Source organism: Nocardia anaemiae NBRC 100462, from assembly GCF_001612725.1.
GTDB classification, from domain to species: Bacteria; Actinomycetota; Actinomycetes; order Mycobacteriales; family Mycobacteriaceae; genus Nocardia; species Nocardia anaemiae.
In genome coordinates this window covers 57,814-77,869 of sequence record NZ_BDAZ01000017.1, presented here as the reverse complement: position 1 = coordinate 77,869, position 20,056 = coordinate 57,814, and the positions used below count along the sequence as shown (strand labels likewise).

Genomic DNA, 20,056 nt, shown 5'->3' with positions numbered 1-20,056 from the left:
GTTGCCAGGTCGATTTCCGTGAGATCTTCGACCGTTCGCCTGCGCGACTGCGCTCGACGGTATCAGTCAAAGATCGGCATAACCGTATCGACAACGGATTCGATTGTCGGCAGTCCCGCGATCACATCAGGCGGACTCAGCTGACGTTGCAGCGCCCGCTGATGCGCAGCACCGACCAGTAGTAAAGCGGCAGCTCGTAGATCTACCGATTCGGGCACGCGCCGGTCGGCGTGCGGCATCGACAGGTGTGCGACCACGGCGTCGACCGCACGATGCGGCCCGATATCCAACTCCCGACTGCGCTGCGCGAACTTCGCACGCAACTCCACATCCGACTGCACCGCAGCCATCACCGGAATAGCATCCACGAAGAACTCCTCCAACGCCTCGACAAGCGTCACCAGCCCCGCCCGCAGCTCCGGCTCCTCCTCGACCTCCCCGAGCACATCCTTCACCGGCCGCAAATGCCGCTGAATCACCGCCTGCAACAGCCCCATTCGATCGCCGAAGTGATAAAAGATGCTCGACTCGGCCACCCCCGCCCGCTTCGCAACCTCCTTCGTGGACAACCGAGCCAACCCGGCCTCAACCAAAATCTCCTGCGCCGCAACTGCAATCGACTCCCGCACCCCCGTCGACGGTCGCCCGCGCTGCCCACGCGCACCATCCGCAGCCATAGCCACCGCAACCTCCGCTCCGCACCGATCAACCCTTGCAGCATGCCCCACACGGACGTATTTTCTGAGTATAAACTCAGTAATTATCCGATCATCGGAGCCACCCCATGACCAGCAGCAAAACCCGCACCACCCAGTCCCGCATCCAACGCACCGGCGACGCCGTCGTCCGCTTCATCCTCCGCTCCCCACTGCACCCCCTGCTCAGCAAGAAGCTCCTCATCATCACCGTCTCCGGCCGCAAAACCGGCCGCGAATACGCCAACCCCGTCGGCTACGCCGAACACGAAGGCCACCTCCTCATCGGCACCGCCGCCACCTGGCGACACAACCTCATCCCCAACACCCCCGTCCGAATCCTCCTGCGCGGCAGCCACATCCAAGCGACCCACGAAGTCATCACCGACGAAACGCGAGCCGCCACCCTCTACCGCGAAATCCTCGCCCAAAACCCAGCCCACGGCCGCTTCGCCAAAATCCACCTAGACCCAGACGGCACGGTAAACCTCCCCTCCCTTCGCACCGCCCTATCCCGCGGCACCGCCATAGTCCGCCTCCACCCCCTGTGACCGAGCCGCATCGCGACCGATGTGTTTCCGAGCCGACCGGATTTGTCACAGGCTGAAGTCAGCCCCTGGCAACGATTCATCGCGGGTCGAACTCGGACAAAGAGGTCTTGGAAGATTTCCTGCAGTCGCCGGTCGAGATGCACCTGGCCAGGCGAGACGGCCACAAACCTATCCGATCTGATCCTGCTCTGCTCGAACTGCCACCGGATGATTCATCGCCGACGTCGATGGCTGCACCCCGACGAACTACGGGCGATATTGCGTGCAAGGAGGTGACCCGGGTTTGAAGTTCACCGGCTGACTTCGGCTACTGCGACCGGGCGGCCTTCGCGCCGTGAGAGTTCGCAGGCTTCGGCGATGCAGAAGGCTGCTAGGGCGTCAGATGGGGCGCAGGGGTTTTCGAGGTCGCCGGTTACTACGGATAGGAACGCGGCGAGTTCGTCGGTGTACGCCCGACGGAAGCGTTCCATGAATCCAGGGTAGGCGGGTAGACCTGAAGGCGCGTAGCCAGGTTCGACTGAGGTGAGAGGTGCTCGGTCGTCCAGCCCGACTATGGCGTTCCCGAGGGAGCCCAGCGCCTCCAGTCGGACGTCGTAACCCGCACCGTTGTAACGGCCGAGGGAGACAGTCGCCAGGGTGTCGTCATCCAAGCGGAGCAGGACTGCGGCGGTGTCTGAATCCCCGGCGTCGGTGAAGAATTGGGCGCCTCGGTTGGCGCCGGTGGCGTAGACCTCGACTACTTCGCGGCCGGTCACCCAGCGGATTATGTCGAAATCATGGACCCCGCAGTCGCGGAACAACCCGCCGGAACGTCCAATGTATTCGGCAGGCGGTGGCGCAGGGTCCAGCGTGGTCGCACGCAAGGTGTGCAGCCAACCGAGGGAACCGGAGGCGATGGCATCGCGGGCGGCGCGATAGCCGGTGTCGAAGCGGCGTTGGAAGCCGATTTGGACTGGGACGGTGGAGTTTTCGAGGCGGGCGATGACTTCGCGGGTGCCTTGGATATCGGCGGCTACCGGCTTTTCGCAAAAGACGGGGATGCCCGCGTCGACGGCACGGGTGATGAGTTCGGGGTGGGCGTCGGTGGCGGTGGCGATGATCAGGCCGTCGAGTGGGGCGGCGAAGAGCGCGTCGATGTCGGGGACGGCTTGCACGCCGAGTTTGGTGGCGGCGGCGTGGGCGCGTTCGGCGGCGGCGTCCGCGACGATGACGGCCTCGACACCGGGCAGATGCTTCAGTGTTTCGGCATGGAAGGTACCGATACGGCCGGTGCCTGCCACGCCCAGCGTGACGGTGTGTGCTGATGTCATCGGCTCTCCTCCTAGTGAAACACGAACCAGCGGTGGTGTCGAAACGGGTCAGTTGCGCGGTGCCGCGGTCGTCGCACGGACGACCAATGAAGGTTCCAGTCGGCGGCGTACCGGTTCGGCACGGCCATCGCGCAGTCGTTCGATGAGCGCCTCGATTGCCAAGCGGCCCATCTGAATTCGTGGTTGATCGATGGTGGTCAGGGAGACATGGCGCAGCGCCGCCAGCGACGTGTTGTCGTAGCCGACGACCGAAACATCGTGCGGCACTGAGAGTCCGGCATCTTCCAGCGCCGACATCGCGCCGACCGCGTTGAAGTCGTTGCCGCACACCAGTGCGGTGGGAAAGTTGTCAGGGGAGAACAGGTTCAGTAGCTTGTGGACCGCTGAGATTCCCGCCGAGTCGGTGTGCTCGCTGGTGATGGTCATGGGCTCCAACCCATTTCGCGCCATCGCGCTGCGGTAGCCGCGACGGCGTGCGGCCGAGGTGAAGGCCCCGCCGCCGTCGAGATGCACGATCCGGCGGTGGCCGAGCGAGACCAGATGATCGACGGCAAGCGCGGCGCCGATCTCGCCGTCGTCATTGACGGTATCGACGTCCGCAATGTTGGAGCTGCGCGAAATGAGCACGATCGGACACTTCTCGGCGGCATCGCGAATGGCCGCCACCGGCAGTACGGGCGAGAGCAGGATGACGCCGCCGGGGCGGAAGGACAGCAGGCTCTCCAGCGCGGTCCGCTCGCGGGCGGCACTGCGCCGTCCGGTATTGAGGATCAGCTCCAGCCCTGCGTCCTGCGCGGCCGCGTCCATGCCCTCCACCACGTCGGCGAAGAACGCATTGCGCAGGTCGGAGACCATGACGCCGATAATGTTCGAGGTACGGCTGGCCAGCGACCGCGCCATGATGTGCGGCTGATATCCGAGCTCCTTCGCGGCTGCGAGCACCGCGCGACGACGATGTTCGCTGACCTTGGGGGAGTTGCGCATGACCAGGGAGACCAGCGCGCGGGATACCCCGGCGCGGGCGGCGACGTCCTCCATGGTCGGTCGCGCCATATCGCCTCCGTTCCGCATGTGCTCCTGCCGTGACGGGACGTTACAAGGTCGGCGTGCTCAGTTCAATAGAGCGCTCTAATCCGACATTTTTCTCATCACGAGCGCCGGGTATTTCCGCTGGAAGCGGTAATTTCGCTGGTAGCAGCGATAAAACAGCGACCGATGCAGTACTTGACACACTATGACCCACGTTACATAGTTGGAGCGCTCCAATAGCGCCAGATCGACACCGAAGGTCGGAGAGCCCGGATGACCGAACCTCGCTATCCACTGCGCATCGCGGCCGCGCCGATCTCCTGGGGCGTCTGCGAAGTTCCCGGCTGGGGTCACGTGCTCGACGCGCGGACCGTCCTCGCCGAGATGGCCGCCCTCGGCATCTCCGCGACGGAATTGGGTCCGCCCGGCTATCTACCGCGGAATCCAGCCGAATTACGCTCGCTGCTCGACGATTTCGACATAGCCTCGGTTGGTGGCTTCCTCGCCCTCGCATTGCACCGCGACCCGGAACAGGCGATCGAGACCGCACGCGAGAACGCCGCGCTTTTCGCGGCGACGGGTGCGGAGGTGATCGTCCTCGCAGCCGCGACCGGACTCGACGGATATGACACGCGCCCAGCACTTTCCGGCGAAGAATGGCGGACGCTGATCGAAACCGCCGCCGCCATCCGGGATGTCGCCGCCGAATTCGGATTGCGCACCACCTTGCACCCCCACGCCGGCACCTACGTCGAGAACAAAGCCGAAGTCGAGAGGTTCCTCACCGATTCCGATCTGGACCTGTGCCTGGATACCGGCCATCTGCTCATCGGCGGCACCGACCCGGTGCGTCTCGCCCAGCGCTATCCGGATCGCATCGGACATATCCATCTCAAGGATGTGCGCAAGACGATAGCCGCTCAAGTGCGCAGCGGCGCAATGGAATACAGCGACGCCGTCCGCCACGGCATCTACGTTTCGCTCGGCGACGGCGATATCGACATCGAGGCCCTGGTGCGCAGCGTGCACGCCGCAGGTTACCGCGGCTGGTATGTCATCGAACAGGACACGGCATTGCGCCCCGACGATTCGGCGCAACGGTCGAGCCGCGACGCCGCCCGCAGTCTGATCCACCTTGCGGGCATAGCTTCCGCGCTCGGCTCAGTTCGAATCTAGATGGGAAGTGATGACAACGATGTCGCTCGAGATAGGCACGCCATGGTGGCGGCGATCCCGCCGCGTGCTGCCGTGGCTGGCCGCGGCCACCCTCCTCGCCGCGTGTACGGGTCCGGGCGCGGATGTTGCCGCGCCGACTCAATCTCCGGTAGTCCATGGCAAATTGGGTTCGGTCGCAGTGGTGACGCACGGTAGCCCCGGCGACGCCTTCTGGAATGTCGTCAAGAACGGCGCGGAGTCGGCTGGCAAGGATCTCGGTGTCCGCGTCGAATACAACTCCTCGGGCGATCCGGGCCAGCAGGCCAAACTCATCGATAACGCGGTCGCACAGGGCGTGGACGGTCTCGTAGTATCAATGGCGAACCCTGAAGCTTTGCGCCCCTCGATCGAAAAGGCTGTTGCCGCGGGCATTCCGGTGGTGACCATCAACTCCGGCGAGAGCGAGAGCGCAAAGTTCGGCGCGATCGGCCATGTGGGACAGAGCGAAACGCTGGCCGGGCAGTCCGCGGGTAAGCGCCTCGCCGACGCGGGCCGCAAGAAGCTGCTGTGCGTGATCCACGAGGCAGGCAATATCGGTGCCAACCAGCGCTGTGACGGCGCGACCAAGGCCTTCGGCAATGGCACCACACTGCAGGTGGATATCAACAATCCCACCGATGCCCAGTCCCGCATCAAGGGCGCTTTGGAGGCGGATAGGTCCATCGACGCCGTGCTCACACTGAATTCGCAGGTCGCCGCCCGTGCGGTGGACGGGGTGAAGGAATCGCAGTCGTCGGCGACAGTAGCTACCTTCGACCTGAATACCGATGTGGTCGAGGCCATTCGGGCCGGGAAGCTGCTGTTCGCCGTGGACCAACAGCAGTACGAGCAGGGCTATCTGCCGATCGTATTGCTGCAGCTTTATCGGACGAATCTGAACTCGGTCGGTGGTGGTGCACCGGTGCAGACGGGTCCCGCCTTCGTCGACAAGAACAATGTCGAAGCCGTCGCGGCCCGCGTGGCACTGGGCATGCGCTGAGGGAGTGGATGAAATGACCGTTGCCACAAAAACTTCCGAGGTCAGTCCGAACACTCCGCCGGACGGACCGTCGCTGCTGCAGCGAATGGTCGTGCGACCGGAGATCGGCGCATTGCTCGGTGCCGCACTCGTCTTCGTATTCTTCTCGATCATCACCGACCGCTTCCTCAGCTCACTCGGTGTCGCGACCTGGCTCGACGATTCGTCGACGCTGGGCATCATGGCGGTCGCGGTCGCGCTGCTGATGATCGGCGGCGAATTCGACCTCTCGGCCGGTGTCATGACTGCCTCCACCGCACTGGTCACCGCATTGCTGGCGGTGCACGCGGGTTGGAATGTCTGGCTCGCGCTGCTGGTTTCGCTGCTCTTCGCGCTCGCGGTCGGCGCCTTCAACGGCTGGCTCGTGATGCGAACGGGGCTACCGAGTTTCATCGTCACCCTCGGCACTTTCCTTGCGCTGCAAGGCCTCAACCTCGGTGTGACCCGATTGGTTACGGGAACAGTTCAGGTCTCGGGCATTCGAGGCGCCGACGGATACAACTCGGCCGGTTGGGTCTTCGCCTCGACATTGGATATCGGCGATACGCACCTGCAGGCATCGGTCCTCTGGTGGGTGGTGCTCACCGCCATCGCCGCACTTGTGTTGGTACGCACCAGGTTCGGCAATTGGATCTTCGCGGTGGGCGGTGCGCTGCCGAGCGCGCGGGCCGTCGGCGTCCCCGCCGATCGCACGAAGATCCTGCTCTTCATGACCACCGCCTTCGCGGGGTGGGTCGTCGGATCCTGCAGCATCCTGCGGTTCTCCAGCGTGCAGGCGAATCAGGGAGTTGGTCTGGAACTGCACTACATCATCGCGGCCGTGGTCGGTGGCTGTCTGCTCACCGGCGGATTCGGCTCGGCGGTCGGCGCCGCCATCGGTGCGCTGATCTTCGGCATGGCGCGACAGGGCATCGTTTTCGCCGGGTGGGACAGCGATTGGTTCATGCTGTTCCTCGGCGTACTGCTGCTGGCCGCGGTGTTGGTCAACAACGTATTCAAGAAGCGAGCCGAAAGGGTACGCCGATGACGCCACCACTGATCGAAGCGATCGATATCGGCAAGAGCTATGGCGGTGTCGTCGCGCTGCGTGATGTGTCGACCCTGGTGAATGCCGGACAGGTCACCTGCATCCTGGGCGACAACGGTGCGGGCAAATCGACCCTGATCAAGATTCTCGCCGGGGTGCACCAGCACGATCGCGGTGAACTGAAGCTGGACGGCCAGCCGACCCGATTGTCCTCGCCCCGCGAGGCTTTGGACCATGGCATCGCGACCGTATACCAGGATCTCGCCGTGGTTCCGCTGATGAGTGTCTGGCGCAACTTCGTACTGGGCTCCGAGCCTACTGTCGGTTACGGTCCGCTGCGGCTGCTCGACCGTCGCAGGGGCCGCGATATCGCCCGAGAGGCACTGACGGACATGGGGATCGAGATCCGCGATATGGAACAGCCGGTGGGCACGCTGTCGGGCGGACAACGCCAGTGCATCGCGATCGCCAGGGCGGTGCACTATGGAGCCAAGGTGCTCATCCTCGACGAACCGACCGCCGCCCTGGGCGTCAAACAGGCCGGTGTCGTACTGCAATACGTTGTGCAGGCCAGGGATCGAGGGCTCGGCGTCATTCTGATCACCCACAACCCACACCACGCCTATCCGGTCGGTGACCGCTTCCTCCTGCTCAAACGCGGTGCGATGCTCGGCTCGTACGAGAAATCGGAGATCGACGTGCCCGAGCTGACAAGGCAAATGGCCGGTGGCGCCGAATTGGACGCATTGCAGCACGAATTGCAGCGCGTGGTGACGCCGTGAGGATGACAACGGCGCAGGCACTCGTCGGCTGGCTGGTCGCCCAGCATTCGGAGACCTTCGATGGTCGTGAAGTACCGCTGTTCCCGGCGGCTTTCGCGATATTCGGGCACGGCAATGTGCTCGGCCTCGGCACCGCATTGTCCGAGCGGCGCGATGAGATCCCGGTCTGGCGTGGGCATACCGAGCAGGGAATGGCGCTCGCGGCCATCGGCCTGGCCAAGGCCACCCACCGCCGTCAGGTCGGAATCGCGACGTCCTCGATCGGTCCCGGCGCACTGAATATGGTCACCGCAGCCGGAGTGGCGCATGCGAATCGTCTTCCGCTGCTGCTGCTTCCGGGGGATACCTTCACCAGCCGTGCGCCGGATCCGGTACTGCAGCAGGTCGAACACTTCGGTGACCCGACCATTACCGTCAATGATGCGTTCCGCGCGGTGAGTCGCTACTTCGATCGCATCACCCGCCCGGAACAACTCATCGCTACCCTGCCGCAAGCGGCCCGGATAATGACCGATGCGGCCGATGTGGGACCGGTGACGTTGGCATTGCCACAGGACGTCCAAGCCGAGACCTACGACTTCCCCGAGGCGCTTTTCGAGCCGGTCGTGCACCGAATCACTCGTGCGCGCCCCGACTCTCGGGTGCTGGCCGAGGCAGCGCGGGCACTGCGCTCGGCGCGACGTCCGCTGCTGGTTCTCGGTGGCGGTGTGCGCTATTCGGGTGCGGCTCGGCTGGTACTCGAGTTCGCCGAGCGGCACGGTATTCCGATAACCGAAACGACGGCGGGCCGCACGCTGGTACCGCACGACCACCAGTTGTATGCCGGTCCACTCGGCATAACCGGCTCCGCGTCGGCCAATGCCGCTGCGGCACAGTCGGATCTGGTGTTGGCGATCGGCACCAGACTGCAGGACTTCACCACGGCCTCCTGGACCGTCTTCGCGCCGGAAGTCCGGCTGATCACCATCAACACCGCCCGTTTCGACGCGGTGAAGCACGGAGCGCTCGCGGTCGTGGGCGACGCCGACGCGACCGTGCGGGAATTGGCTGCGCTGCTGGCCAATTGGCGGGTCGACGCCGAATGGTCCGACTGTGCGGAAGGGCTCCGCAGCACCTGGGACACCCACATCGACAAGCTGCGCGCTCCGACACCGGGTATGCCGAGCTACGCCCAAATCGTCGGCGTCGTCAACGAATTGAGCGCACCGGACGACTATGTCATGACCGCGTCGGGCGGTATGCCCGGCGAGCTGATCGGCGGCTGGCGGGCCACCGGCACCGTGCCGACCATGGACGTAGAGTACGGATTCTCCTGCATGGGTTATGAACTCGCGGGTGCTTGGGGCGCGGCCATGGCGCATGTGCACGGCCTGGTCACCACCCTGCTCGGCGACGGCTCCTATCTGATGCTCAACTCCGAGCTGTTCTCCGCTGCCTTCGCCGGCCACCGGTTCGTCGCGGTCGTCTGTGACAACGACGGCTACGCGGTCATCGCCCGGCTCCAGGAGGGACAGGGCGGCGACCCCTTCAACAACTTCTACGCCGACTGCCGCACCAACCACGCACGACCGCCCCGTGCCGACTTCGCCAGCCACGCAAGGTCATTGGGCTGCGCGGTTTTCACCGCGACCGACCTGACCGAGTTCCGCGGCGCGTACGCGCGGGCGCGGGCGGCGGCCATGAGCGAGTCCCGTCCGGCCGTCGTGGTCGTGCGCACCCAGCCGTCCGCCTGGACCGATGCGGGCGCATGGTGGGAGATCGGCGTGCCCGAACACCTGGCGGGCCGCGCGGCATACGACGAGGCCAAAGCGACGCAGGTGCGTTACCTGAACAGGGCCGAATCAGCGGACTAGCCGTTCGCGGCGCGGACTGGAAATTCCAACAATATGACGATCGCATGGCACACTTGGTCACGGTCACATAACTGAAAACCGACCGCTTAGTGCACATCCGAGCCCGAACTGTCGTATTTTCTTTGCGAATTCTCAGTTCCGGTGCGAAGCCGGTGTCAAGCATGGTTGCTGGCATTTGGGCCGCGGCCGTATCGGTAGCCGAAAGTGTGCGCTGACCGGGCAGTCTGCGCTGCGCGACCCTCTGACGATCGGGGTAGCCAGGCCTTCGCAACCGATGTTGCGTCGGCGACCACAGCGCTGCGCGAACGTCGGCTTGCTCACAGTTACCACTGCTGGATGTGGCCTAATTCGTCGGATGATGGCATTGTTGATCGCGAGATCGGGCTCATCGAAGTGATCTGCCCGGCTCATCAACAGGAAGTAAGAAGTAAAGAACATGGCTCAAGGCAGTGTGAAGTGGTTCAACAGCGAGAAGGGCTTCGGCTTTATCGCTCAAGACGGAGGCGGCCCTGACGTCTTCGTGCATTACTCGGCCGTTTCCGGCTCGGGTTTCCGGTCCCTCGAAGAGGGCCAGCGCGTGGAGTTCGAGATCGGCCAGGGCCAGAAGGGTCCGCAGGCCCAGGACGTCCGCGCTATCTGATTCAGCGTGACTTAGGAGGCTCGCACCCGGCAGGGGGTGCGGGCCTCTCGTCGTTTTCGGGGGATATTCAGGCGCTCTTGGTAAAGGTCACGTGGGTGACCGCGGGGGACTGCACCACCGAGCTGATCTCGTAGCCCGCCAGCGTGCCGAGATCGTCGTAGAGCCGCGCGCCCGCGCCGAGCAGAATCGGTACGACCGCGAGATGCATCTCGTCCACCAGGCCCGCGCGCAGGAACTGCCGGATCGCCGATGAGCCGCCCGCGAGCCGCACATCCTGACCATCCGCGGCCTTGAATGCTTGGCGCAGAACCTCTTCCGGCGTTTCGTTCACGAAATGGAACGTCGTGCCGCCCGTCATCGGCAGCGACGGCCGTGGGTGATGGGTCATCACAAAGGTGTCGTGGTGGTAGGGCGGGTTGTCGCCCCACCAACCCTTCCATTCGTGGTCGGCCCAGGGGCCGCGGATCGGGCCGAACATGTTGCGCCCCATGATGGTTGCACCGATTCCGGCATCGCCCGCGACCATGAAATCGTTGTCCACGCCGGTCTCGCCGGTGTCCGCGCCGTCCATCTGGTGCGCGTAGCGCGTGGCCCACACCCAATCGTGCAGCCGCAGCCCACCCTCGCCGAGTGGATTCTCCGGTCCCTGATTCGGTCCGGCGATGTAGCCGTCGAGTGAGATCGCGATGTTGTGTACGCGCAACTTGGCCATGATGCCCTCTTTCTAATCTGCTTGCATTTTGCAATCGCTTGGCACAGCCTAAATGCAACTGGTTGTAGAATGCAAGCAGCAATGTCGACGGAAGGAGTGCCGCATGCGCGACGAAGGACGTTCGGGCTGCCCGATCAACGCGACCATCGAGGTGATCGGCGATCGGTGGACCCTGCTGGTGCTGCGCGATGTGATGTTCGGCAATCGCCGCCACTTCCGCGAACTGCTGGCCGGGTCGGAGGAGGGAATCGCGTCCAATATCCTGTCCGACCGGCTCAAGCGCCTGGTCGCGGCCGGATTGCTCAGTCGCGAGGACACCCGTCCCGGTCAGAAGGCCGAGTACCGGCTCACCGAGCCCGCGATCCAACTGGTGCCGATCATGGCGCAGCTGGGCGCATGGGGGCTGCGGCATCGCCCGACCACGAAACGCCTGCGAGTCCGCGCGGAACTTCTCGAGCAGGGCGGACCGCAACTGTGGGCCGAGTTCATGGACGAACTGCGCGAGTCGCACCTCGGGATACCACGTCCCGATCCAGATGCACCGAACGCCACCGATCGGTTGGCGCGCGCCTATGCCGCCGCGGTCGCCGAGGCGTGAAACGGACCCTGGATATACGCGACCCTCGTTTCGGGCCCGATGTGTGACGATGAGCGCCGTGCCCGACTGGACTTATCACCCGTTGCGCCCGTTGGCGAATGCTCTGATCGGCGAGCGTCGTACGCAAGTGCTGGCATTGCGGTTGCTGTCGGGTTTGATCGCACTGCCGGGTGGCGGGTGGGCGATCGGGCGCGTCTTCGACCATCCGCGGTTGCCCGTCGAATGGGCCGAGCGATTCGGTGCGCGGGTTCCGGTCGAGGTCGCGCGGGACGCCATCCGGGTGCTGCCGGTGCAGGGCGCCGGCATCGTCGAGGTCGGGCCGGTGGGCCGCGATGATATTGCGGCAGCGCGTGTGGCCGCCCTGGATCGTCGGTGCCGGGTCATCGCGCTGGTCGACGACCCCGAGGTCGGTGCGGAACTGGAGCCGCACGTCGATCAGATCATCGTCGGCGAACCCGCCGATCGGCACTACTTGACCGAACCCGATATCGCCGCCGCGGTGACATCATTGGCCGATCCCGCCGCCGTCGTGCTCGCGGCACCCGCGGTACTGATCGCCGCCGGACCCAACTGGTTCAACCGCGTCATCGAGGCCGCACAACAGTCCGCGCCCCCTCCGCCCACCCTGCGCGACGTGCCGCTCGACCCGCGCCGCTGGCCCGCCTGGTGCTGGGGCCTGCTTGTCGGCATCGGCATGATCGTCGCCGGAATCGGCGCGGCGGCAATCACTTTGGGCCCGGTACTGCTCTGGTACGACCGCGACTACCTCGGCACCGATGTGGACGGTCTGCGCGAAATCAACCACCATCTGGTGCATTTCCTGCAGCACGATCGAATCACCATGGCGGGCAATATGATCGCCATCGGCGTGCTGTACACCGGCCTGGCCTGGGGCGGTATACGACTGGGGCGCGTCTGGGCCCGCAACGCGTATCTGCTCTCCGGGCTGATCGGGTTTCCGACGCTGTTCTACTTCTTGGTGATCGGCTTCGTCGAGCCACTGCACCTCACGGCGGCGGTGGTGCTGTTCCCGATGTTTCTGCTCGCGGTGTGGCGCAAGCCGACCACGCCGCATTGGGCGGTGGCCCCGGAATGCCCCGAGCGGATCAGGCGGCGCGCGCTCGTCGGGCAACTGCTGCTGGTCGCGACCGGGGTGGGCGTATTCATCGGCGGTGTCGTCATCTCGACCGTCGGACTCACCTTCGTCTTCGTGCCGACGGATCTGGCGTTTATGCACACCGATGCGGCCGCGCTCAAAGCCGCCAATCCGCACCTGCTGCCGTTCATCGCCCACGACCGCGCCGGATTCGGCGGCGCGCTGATGGCGACGGCGGTGGCGATCGTGCTGCTCGGACTGTGGGGTTGGCGACAGGGCGAGAGGTGGGTGTGGTGGACGCTGCTCGGTGCCGCCGTCGCAGGCTCGGCCAGCGCCCTGGTGATCCACTTCTTCATCCACTACACCGCGTTCGTCCATCTGCTGCCGGTGTATTTCGGTAGCGCCATGCTTGCTGCCACGTTGATCTTGGCGCGCCCGTATCTGATGTATCGCGCTGACTAATATCTCTGCCTTGCCATACGACGGCAACGCTGTCTGTTATGTCCGAAAGTTGCCGGTACCGCAGCCCCTATCTCGGGGAGATATCAGTCGCTTTCACGTGTTCTCTCAGGGATCTCTTAGAAATCTTCTTTTGCGGAGCTAATTACAGTCTCAAAAAGCGCACTTGACCTGTAGATCTTGCCGGTATCGCCTGGTCGGAGGTGTATTGGTCGGTTGTCCAGATCACACATAAATGCTAAATGTAGTCTGCATCACAATCCGCCAGAATTTTGTAACTGGATTTGCTTCACCCTCGATGTGCCGTGTGTCAGCCAGTTCGACTGGATTAATTTTCGACGAAGAGGAATTACATGATCCCCGTTATCATCGACACCGGTTCCGCCGCCCTGAACGGCCTGTTCTCGACCGGTAGCGCTGCTCTGCACGGTCTTTTCAATACCCTGTGGACGGGCTCTTTCGGCGGCTGATAGCGCTGTCTCGGTCGATTGATTCGACCGTGCCGACGCCGCCGTGACGGCGTGCGACGAGGGAAGGCCTCGCACCGTTGGTGCGAGGCCTTCCTTCATGTTGGGGCACCCGCCTACCGGGGGGCAGGCCGCGGCGGATTCCGGCCAACTAAGCTGGTGCGCGGTAATTGCCGACCCCCTTTCCTCCCAGGAGTACCCCACAGTGAGCCAAGCAGGCCGTCCTGTTGTTCTGATCGCCGACAAGCTCGCCCAGTCGACCGTCGACGCGCTCGGTGACGGTGTCGAGGTCCGCTGGGTCGACGGCCCCGACCGTCCGGCGCTGCTGGCCGCGGTGCCCGAGGCGGATGCCCTCCTCGTCCGCTCGGCGACCACTGTCGACGCCGAGGTGCTCGAGGCCGGGAAGAAACTGAAGATCGTCGCCCGCGCCGGTGTCGGCCTCGACAATGTCGATGTGCCAGCGGCCACCGAGCGCGGCGTCATGGTGGTCAACGCGCCCACCTCCAACATCCACACCGCCGCCGAGCACGCCGTCACGCTGCTGCTGGCCGCGGCCCGTCAGATTCCCGCCGCCGATTCCACCCTGCGCGAGCGGACCTGGCAGCGCAGCAAGTTCAACGGTGTCGAGATCTTCGACAAGACCGTCGGTGTGGTCGGCCTCGGCCGCATCGGCCAGCTCTTCGCCGCGCGTCTGGCCGCCTTCGAGACCAAGGTGATCGCCTACGACCCCTATGTCTCCCCGGCCCGCGCCGCCCAGCTCGGCATCGAACTGCTGAGCCTGGACGAGTTGCTCGAGCGCGCCGACCTGATCTCGGTGCACCTGCCGAAGACCCCGGAGACCAAGGGCATCATCGGCAAGGAGGCCATCGCCAAGACCAAGCCGGGCGTCATCATCGTCAACGCTGCCCGCGGTGGCCTCGTCGACGAGCAGGCGCTCGCCGACGCCATCAAGTCGGGTCACGTGCGCGCCGCCGGTCTGGACGTATTCGATACCGAGCCGTGCACCGACAGCCCGCTGTTCGACCTGCCGCAGGTGGTGGTGACACCGCACCTCGGCGCGTCCACCGCCGAGGCGCAGGACCGCGCGGGCACCGATGTCGCGAAGTCCGTACTGCTGGCTCTGGCCGGTGAATTCGTGCCGGGCGCGGTGAATGTCACCGGCGGCGCCGTCGGTGACGAGGTGGCGCCGTGGCTGGAGATCGTACGCAAGCAGGGGCACCTGCTCGGTGCGGTGTCGAACGAGCTGCCGGTCAGCGTCGAGGTGCAGGTGCGCGGCGAGCTGGCCGCGCAAGATGTTGCGGTGCTGGAACTTTCGGCGCTGCGCGGCATCTTCTCCGCGCTCGTCGAGGATCAGGTCACCTTCGTCAATGCCCCCGCCTTGGCCAAGGAGCGCGGCATCACCACCCAGGTCACCAAGGTTTCGGAGAGCCCGAGCCACCGCAGCGTCGTCGACCTGCGCGCGGTCTTCGGCGACGGCAGCACCCTGAACGTGGCGGGCACACTGACCGAGCCGCAGCTGGTGCAGAAGATCGTCAACATCAACGGCCGCAACTACGATATGCGCGCCGAGGGCCTGAACCTGGCCGTGCTGAACTACGAGGACAAGCCGGGCGCGCTCGGCAAGATCGGCACCAAGCTCGGTGAGGCCGAGATCGACATCCTCGCCGCACAGCTGAGCCAGGATGTGGACAAGGAGGGCGCGACCGTGGTTCTCCGTGTGGCTCGCGAAGTTCCCGCCGACGTCCAGGCCGCGATCGCCGAATCCGTCGGCGCGTCCAAGATCGTCCTGGTCGACCTGTTCTGACCATTACCGGCGCCGCGCACGTCCACCGTGCGCGGCGCCGTCACATGTGCCCGGTATGACATGTCACGCCGCGCATGAGATTGCCGGGCGAACAGTGCGCTGGATGCGAAAACGCACTGGATGCCCGACAGCTGGGTGCGGTGCGAGACGAAGTACGGTGGCGGTCGGCAATACTGAACGGAGCCTTGTTGTTATGAAGCTTGCTGTTATCGCTGGTGATGGGATCGGACCCGAGGTCATCGCGGAGGCGCTCAAGGTGCTCGACGTGGTGCAGCCGGGGGTCGAGAAGACCGAATACGACCTGGGTGCGCGGCGTTACCACGCGACCGGCGAGATCCTGCCGGATTCGGTGCTGCCCGAGCTGAAGCAGCACGATGCGATCCTGCTCGGTGCGATCGGCGATCCGTCGGTGCCCAGCGGCGTGCTCGAACGCGGACTGCTGCTGCGCACCCGGTTCGCGCTGGATCACCACGTGAACCTGCGTCCGTCCAAGCTGTACCCGGGCGTGACCAGTCCGCTCGCGGGCAATCCGGATATCGACTTCGTGGTTGTGCGCGAGGGCACCGAGGGGCCGTACACCGGCACCGGCGGCGCGATCCGAGTCGAGACACCGCACGAGGTCGCCACCGAGGTCAGCACCAACACCCGCTTCGGCATCGAGCGCGTGGTCCGCTACGCCTTCGCGAAGGCGCAGGCCCGGCGCAAGCACCTCACCCTGGTGCACAAGAACAATGTGCTGACCTTCGCCGGTTCGCTGTGGCAGCGCACGGTGAACGAGGTCGCGGCGGAGTTCCCCGAGGTGCAGACCGCCTACCAGCACATCGACGCCGCAACTATCCACATGGTCAATGATCCTGGCCGCTTCGATGTGATCGTCACCGACAACCTCTTCGGCGACATCATCACAGACCTCGCGGCCGCCGTCAGCGGTGGAATCGGCCTGGCGGCCAGCGGCAATATCGATGCCTCCGGCGCCAACCCGAGCATGTTCGAGCCGGTGCACGGCAGTGCCCCCGATATCGCCGGCCAGTCCAAGGCCGATCCGACCGCCGCGATTCTGTCGGTCTCGTTGCTGCTCAACCATCTCGGAAATACCGAAGGCGCCGCCCGCATCGAAGCGGCGGTCGCCAAGGATCTCGCGTCGCGCACCGATGCGGCCTCGACCGTCGAGATCGGAGATCGGATCGCCGCGGCGGTCTGAGGTGTTCTCCCGTTGTGGCCCGCGCCCGAGCGAGTTCGTGCGCGGGCCTTTCGATTCGCAGGAACGTGAGGCAGTCCGATGACCGAGCGTCGAGGACCGTACACCCATGCGGATCTGCGCAGATTGCCGGACGGCGGTAAGGGTTTCGAGCTCGAGGACGGATGGTTGATCGCGATCGCGGGCGGCGCGCGTCACGATTTCGTGGTGCAGCGGCTCGGGCGACTCATCGATATCGCGGCCGGTGTGGCCGCGGTGCACGTATTCGTCGGTGGTGGTTGGGAAGTCAACACGCCCAGCGGCATTCGCAAGCCGGATATCGTGGTGATCCCGAGAGATGTTGCGCGGGCTGCGATTATCGCCGAAACACCGAGGCTGATCCCGGGTACCCAGGTGCTGCTCGCCGTGGAAGTCATCGCGCCGGGCGATGGCAGCGAACGCACCGATCGGGTCAGGAAGGTGCACGAGTACGCGGCCATCGAGATTCCGCAGTACTGGATAGTCGAGCACCATCCGGAGGTCCGGATCCACCGAATGCTGCTCGCGGACGGCGCCTTTCGCGCCCGTCCAGTGGTGACGGCGGGAACCGTTTTCACCGCGGCGATCACCGCCGATCCACCGTTCCGGGTGAGTTTCGATCCGGCCGCCTTGATCGAGATCTGACCTATTCGCGCTCGGCCGGTGCGCCGATCACCGGCCTGGTGGGTTGGGGGGCTTCGGCATGTCGGGTGGGGTGGGCATCGGGGGCGGGCCGGGTGGCATGGGCATGTGCGGCGGCGTGCGGAAACCTGCTGGCGGGGTGAGGAATCCGGGTGGAGCCGGGGGAACAACAGGTGGTGTCGGGGGAGCGGGCGGTGTCGGGAGGGGGCCCATCGGAGGCATCGGGCCGCTGAAACGTTGGAAGGCCGCTTGGCGGGAGGTGCCGAGGAGATCGCCGATTTCAGCCCAGGTGTGGCCTTCTTCGCGGGCCTGCCGGGCCAGGGTGTGCAGGATGTCGTCGACGAGTCGACTGAGATTTCGGGTCGCGGTGAGCGCGGCAAGTACCGGCACGCTGGGCTTGCCCTCCTCCGGGCGTAGCACACCCACGACCAGTTCCGCATTGGCGGACAACAACTTTCCCAGCATCGCCCGCTCATCCCGCGGGTCGACGCGCTGCTCTTCTTCGGACATGTGTAAAGCGTGGCTTGACATCCTGTGCTTGTCAAGGCCAGGTTTACGTCCTGGTGCGTAGGTGATCTTGCCGGGCAGTGTCAGCAGGCGGGGCGATCGCGTCTCGAGGTTTATGAGGACAGTCGACCGTCGAGTCCGCGGCCATCGCCCTGCGGTGCCCGCGCTGAGTTCCGGTTCGCATGAGGAGGTGGCCGCGAGTGTCTGGCGCACTTGCATCGCGCCCGCTCCGGCGAACCGGAACGGGCGCGAATTCCCAAGGAGCCGTTATTCGGTTCGTCGATCAGCGGGGACCAGCGGAACCGCTGCCATGGCCAGCAGGGCGGCCAAAAGATACGCGGCGGAAAATCCGCTCGCGGTGATCAGCGCGCCGAAAACCGGTGGTATAGCCGCCATTGCGAGGTTCTGGCCGGTGTTCTGGATACCTAATCCGCGTCCACTCCAGAACGGTCCGGCGATCTCGGCGACCGCCGTGAAGGCCAAACCGTTATCGGAAACCGTGATGACCGACGCGGCGATCAGCAGCGGGATCGCCGCCCACCACGCATGCGTCCACGCGGCAAAAGCCAAGGCGGCCATGGAGATTACGGCGGCGACGGCGACGATACGCAGTGGTCCCAGTCGGCTGCCGACGCGATCGGACCATGCGCCCGCGCCGATTCTTCCTAGGGCGCCGAGGAATTGGGTTCCGGTCACCAGAGCACCCGCCACGGGCAGCGACCAGCCAACGTCATCGTGCAACCACAATAATGCGAAAGTCCATACGGTCCCTTGGGGAATGCACAGCAGCACCGACACCGCATGGATGCGCCAGAGCGTGGAATCACCGCGATACGGGTTGGCCCGATCCGCCGCCGCGCCCGCGGGCCGTGGCGGATCGATGATTCCGATCAGGCACCCCAGGGCGGCCACACCCGCCATCACGGCGGGCACCAGAATGGCCGCCGAGACACCGTGCGCGGCCGCGACGGCGGGAATGCTGAACGCGCCGATGCCGACGCCGATGGGCTGTGCGGTCTGTCGAATGCCCATGGCCAGTCCGCGCCGCTGCGGCGGGAACCATCCGACGATCACTCGGCCGCTGGCGCCATTCGTACTCGCCGCGCCGACGCCGCCCAGGAACAGCAATGCGCCGAGCAGCACGTGATCGGAGACGGTAGCCGCCGCGATGCCCGCGCCGAACATCAGCAGCGGTCCGCCGACCAGCACCTTGTGCTCGCCGATCCGGTCCACGACATAACCCCAGGCGATCAGCGTGCACACCAGCCCGACAGTCGGCATGGCCACCAGCAGTCCCGCGGTGGCCAGCGGCATGTCATCAGCCGTCAGCGCGGGCAGTAGGAATGGCACCCCATGGATGAAGACGGCGCTGGAGGCCTGTGCGAACACGCCGAGGCCGAGCATGGACCACCGGCGGATCTCGCGCATCTGCGTCACGGTCGTAGCCATCGGCCTCACCTCGAAATCTCAAAATGTGGGAATGAGTTCTCATTGTGTGAACATCGAGTCTCACGGTACACCCAGTGGGCGAGCGGATTCGGCTGTGGTGCTGTCGAACAGCTCACAGCGCGAGTTGCGGAACCCGCCGCCGCGCGCGGTTCCGGACCGCTCGGTCGGGCGCGTTCGAGCAGGTCGAGGGCGGTCGATAGACTGCGGTGCATGCGTCTAGGTCGAATCGCCAGTCCCGATGGAGTCGCTTTCGTCAGCATCGAAGGGGAGGGGAGCGAGAGCGTCGCCAAGGAGATCGCGGAACATCCGTTCGGTACTCCGACATTCACCGGGCGGAGTTGGCCGCTGGCCGATGTGCGCCTGCTCGCGCCGATTCTGGCCAGCAAGGTGGTCTGCATCGGCAAGAACTACGCCGCGCACGCGGCCGAAATGGGCGGGGTCGCACCGGCGGATCCGGTGATCTTCATGAAGCCGAGCACCTCGATCATCGGCCCGAACGCGTCGATCGTATTGCCGCCCAGCTCATCCCAGGTCGACTACGAGGGCGAGCTGGCGATCGTCATCGGCCGTCCGTGCAAGGATGTACCCGCCGCCCGCGCGCTCGATGTGGTGCTCGGTTACACCGTCGCCAACGATGTGACCGCGCGTGATCAGCAGAAGCACGACGGCCAGTGGACCCGGGGTAAGGGCTACGACACCTTCTGCCCGCTCGGCCCGTGGATCGAAACCTCGCTCGACCCTTCGGATCTGGAGATCGTCACCGAAGTCGACGGCGAGGTTCGCCAGCGCAGCCGCACTTCGCTTCTGCTGCACGATATTCCGAAGTTCATCGAATGGGTGACTACGGTGATGACACTGCTGCCCGGCGACGTGCTGCTGACCGGCACCCCGGAGGGCGTCGGACCATTGCGGGCCGGGCAGAACGTCTCCGTGACCGTCGAGGGCATCGGAACCCTCACCAATCCTGTTGCCGCCAAGCGCTAGTC

Annotated in this window: 19 protein-coding genes; 13 read left to right on the top strand and 6 right to left on the bottom strand. The window is 65.2% G+C overall.

Going from position 1 to position 20,056, the window contains the following annotated elements:
* Window positions 1-62 precede the first annotated feature (62 nt).
* The gene (locus tag NA5_RS11375; RefSeq protein ID WP_062984792.1) at window positions 63-677 is read right to left on the bottom strand and encodes a TetR/AcrR family transcriptional regulator; all 615 of its coding nucleotides are present in this window, start codon (window positions 675-677) and stop codon (window positions 63-65) included.
* Window positions 678-784: 107 nt separating this feature from the next.
* Between NA5_RS11375 and NA5_RS11370 the strand changes: the two genes are divergently transcribed.
* A complete protein-coding gene (locus tag NA5_RS11370; RefSeq protein ID WP_062984790.1) occupies window positions 785-1,246 on the top strand; it encodes a nitroreductase/quinone reductase family protein in 462 nt (153 codons plus the stop codon).
* Window positions 1,247-1,536: 290 nt separating this feature from the next.
* Here NA5_RS11370 and NA5_RS11365 read toward each other — a convergent pair whose 3' ends face one another.
* Together NA5_RS11365 and NA5_RS11360 are read right to left on the bottom strand one after the other, a co-directional pair.
* Entirely contained in the window at window positions 1,537-2,556 is a 1,020-nt protein-coding gene (locus tag NA5_RS11365) for a Gfo/Idh/MocA family protein (RefSeq protein ID WP_157110339.1), read from the bottom strand.
* Between the two features lie 48 nt (window positions 2,557-2,604).
* Window positions 2,605-3,609: a LacI family DNA-binding transcriptional regulator gene (locus NA5_RS11360; protein ID WP_062985209.1), complete on the bottom strand. Its 1,005-nt coding sequence runs from the start codon at window positions 3,607-3,609 to the stop codon at window positions 2,605-2,607.
* Window positions 3,610-3,858: 249 nt separating this feature from the next.
* Here NA5_RS11360 and NA5_RS11355 point away from each other — a divergent pair, with 249 nt between their 5' ends.
* From NA5_RS11355 to NA5_RS11330, 6 genes are all read left to right on the top strand, one after another.
* The gene (locus NA5_RS11355) at window positions 3,859-4,761 is read left to right on the top strand and encodes a TIM barrel protein (RefSeq protein ID WP_062984788.1); all 903 of its coding nucleotides are present in this window, start codon (window positions 3,859-3,861) and stop codon (window positions 4,759-4,761) included.
* Between the two features lie 10 nt (window positions 4,762-4,771).
* A complete protein-coding gene (locus NA5_RS11350; protein WP_157110338.1) occupies window positions 4,772-5,779 on the top strand; it encodes a sugar ABC transporter substrate-binding protein in 1,008 nt (335 codons plus the stop codon).
* 13 nt (window positions 5,780-5,792) lie between these two features.
* The gene (locus NA5_RS11345) at window positions 5,793-6,845 is read left to right on the top strand and encodes an ABC transporter permease (protein WP_062985207.1); all 1,053 of its coding nucleotides are present in this window, start codon (window positions 5,793-5,795) and stop codon (window positions 6,843-6,845) included.
* Window positions 6,842-7,627: an ATP-binding cassette domain-containing protein gene (locus tag NA5_RS11340; RefSeq protein WP_062984784.1), complete on the top strand. Its 786-nt coding sequence runs from the start codon at window positions 6,842-6,844 to the stop codon at window positions 7,625-7,627. Before NA5_RS11345 ends, NA5_RS11340 begins: the two co-directional genes overlap by 4 nt.
* Window positions 7,628-7,629: 2 nt before the next feature.
* Window positions 7,630-9,480: a 3D-(3,5/4)-trihydroxycyclohexane-1,2-dione acylhydrolase (decyclizing) gene (gene iolD / locus NA5_RS11335; protein ID WP_062984782.1), complete on the top strand. Its 1,851-nt coding sequence runs from the start codon at window positions 7,630-7,632 to the stop codon at window positions 9,478-9,480.
* Window positions 9,481-9,916: 436 nt separating this feature from the next.
* Window positions 9,917-10,120 (top strand): cold-shock protein, encoded by a 204-nt coding sequence (locus tag NA5_RS11330; protein WP_040693519.1) that lies wholly within the window; start codon window positions 9,917-9,919, stop codon window positions 10,118-10,120.
* Window positions 10,121-10,187: 67 nt separating this feature from the next.
* On the opposite strand, the gene NA5_RS11325 is transcribed toward NA5_RS11330, so the two are convergent.
* Window positions 10,188-10,832 (bottom strand): dihydrofolate reductase family protein, encoded by a 645-nt coding sequence (locus NA5_RS11325; RefSeq protein ID WP_062984780.1) that lies wholly within the window; start codon window positions 10,830-10,832, stop codon window positions 10,188-10,190.
* A 103-nt stretch (window positions 10,833-10,935) separates the two neighbouring features.
* Between NA5_RS11325 and NA5_RS11320 the strand changes: the two genes are divergently transcribed.
* The 5 genes from NA5_RS11320 to NA5_RS11300 all read left to right on the top strand — a co-directional run bounded on the left by NA5_RS11320 (window position 10,936) and on the right by NA5_RS11300 (window position 17,117).
* Window positions 10,936-11,430: a winged helix-turn-helix transcriptional regulator gene (locus tag NA5_RS11320; RefSeq protein ID WP_062984778.1), complete on the top strand. Its 495-nt coding sequence runs from the start codon at window positions 10,936-10,938 to the stop codon at window positions 11,428-11,430.
* A 58-nt stretch (window positions 11,431-11,488) separates the two neighbouring features.
* Window positions 11,489-12,988, top strand: a complete 1,500-nt coding sequence (locus NA5_RS11315; protein ID WP_062985206.1) for a hypothetical protein — start codon at window positions 11,489-11,491, stop codon at window positions 12,986-12,988.
* Between the two features lie 669 nt (window positions 12,989-13,657).
* Window positions 13,658-15,256: a phosphoglycerate dehydrogenase gene (gene serA / locus NA5_RS11310; RefSeq protein ID WP_062984777.1), complete on the top strand. Its 1,599-nt coding sequence runs from the start codon at window positions 13,658-13,660 to the stop codon at window positions 15,254-15,256.
* A gap of 193 nt (window positions 15,257-15,449) precedes the next feature.
* Window positions 15,450-16,457, top strand: a complete 1,008-nt coding sequence (locus tag NA5_RS11305) for a 3-isopropylmalate dehydrogenase (RefSeq protein ID WP_062984775.1) — start codon at window positions 15,450-15,452, stop codon at window positions 16,455-16,457.
* Between the two features lie 78 nt (window positions 16,458-16,535).
* Window positions 16,536-17,117, top strand: a complete 582-nt coding sequence (locus NA5_RS11300) for a Uma2 family endonuclease (protein WP_062984773.1) — start codon at window positions 16,536-16,538, stop codon at window positions 17,115-17,117.
* Between the two features lie 27 nt (window positions 17,118-17,144).
* Here the strand turns inward: NA5_RS11300 and NA5_RS40285 are convergent, their stop codons facing one another.
* Both NA5_RS40285 and NA5_RS11290 read right to left on the bottom strand, forming a co-directional pair.
* Window positions 17,145-17,624: a hypothetical protein gene (locus tag NA5_RS40285; RefSeq protein WP_157110336.1), complete on the bottom strand. Its 480-nt coding sequence runs from the start codon at window positions 17,622-17,624 to the stop codon at window positions 17,145-17,147.
* Between the two features lie 264 nt (window positions 17,625-17,888).
* On the bottom strand, window positions 17,889-19,070 hold the full coding sequence (locus tag NA5_RS11290) for an MFS transporter (RefSeq protein ID WP_062984769.1): 1,182 nt from the start codon (window positions 19,068-19,070) through the stop codon (window positions 17,889-17,891).
* Window positions 19,071-19,280: 210 nt separating this feature from the next.
* On the opposite strand from NA5_RS11290, the gene NA5_RS11285 reads away from it, so the two are divergent.
* On the top strand, window positions 19,281-20,054 hold the full coding sequence (locus NA5_RS11285; protein WP_062984767.1) for a fumarylacetoacetate hydrolase family protein: 774 nt from the start codon (window positions 19,281-19,283) through the stop codon (window positions 20,052-20,054).
* Window positions 20,055-20,056: the final 2 nt, after the last annotated feature.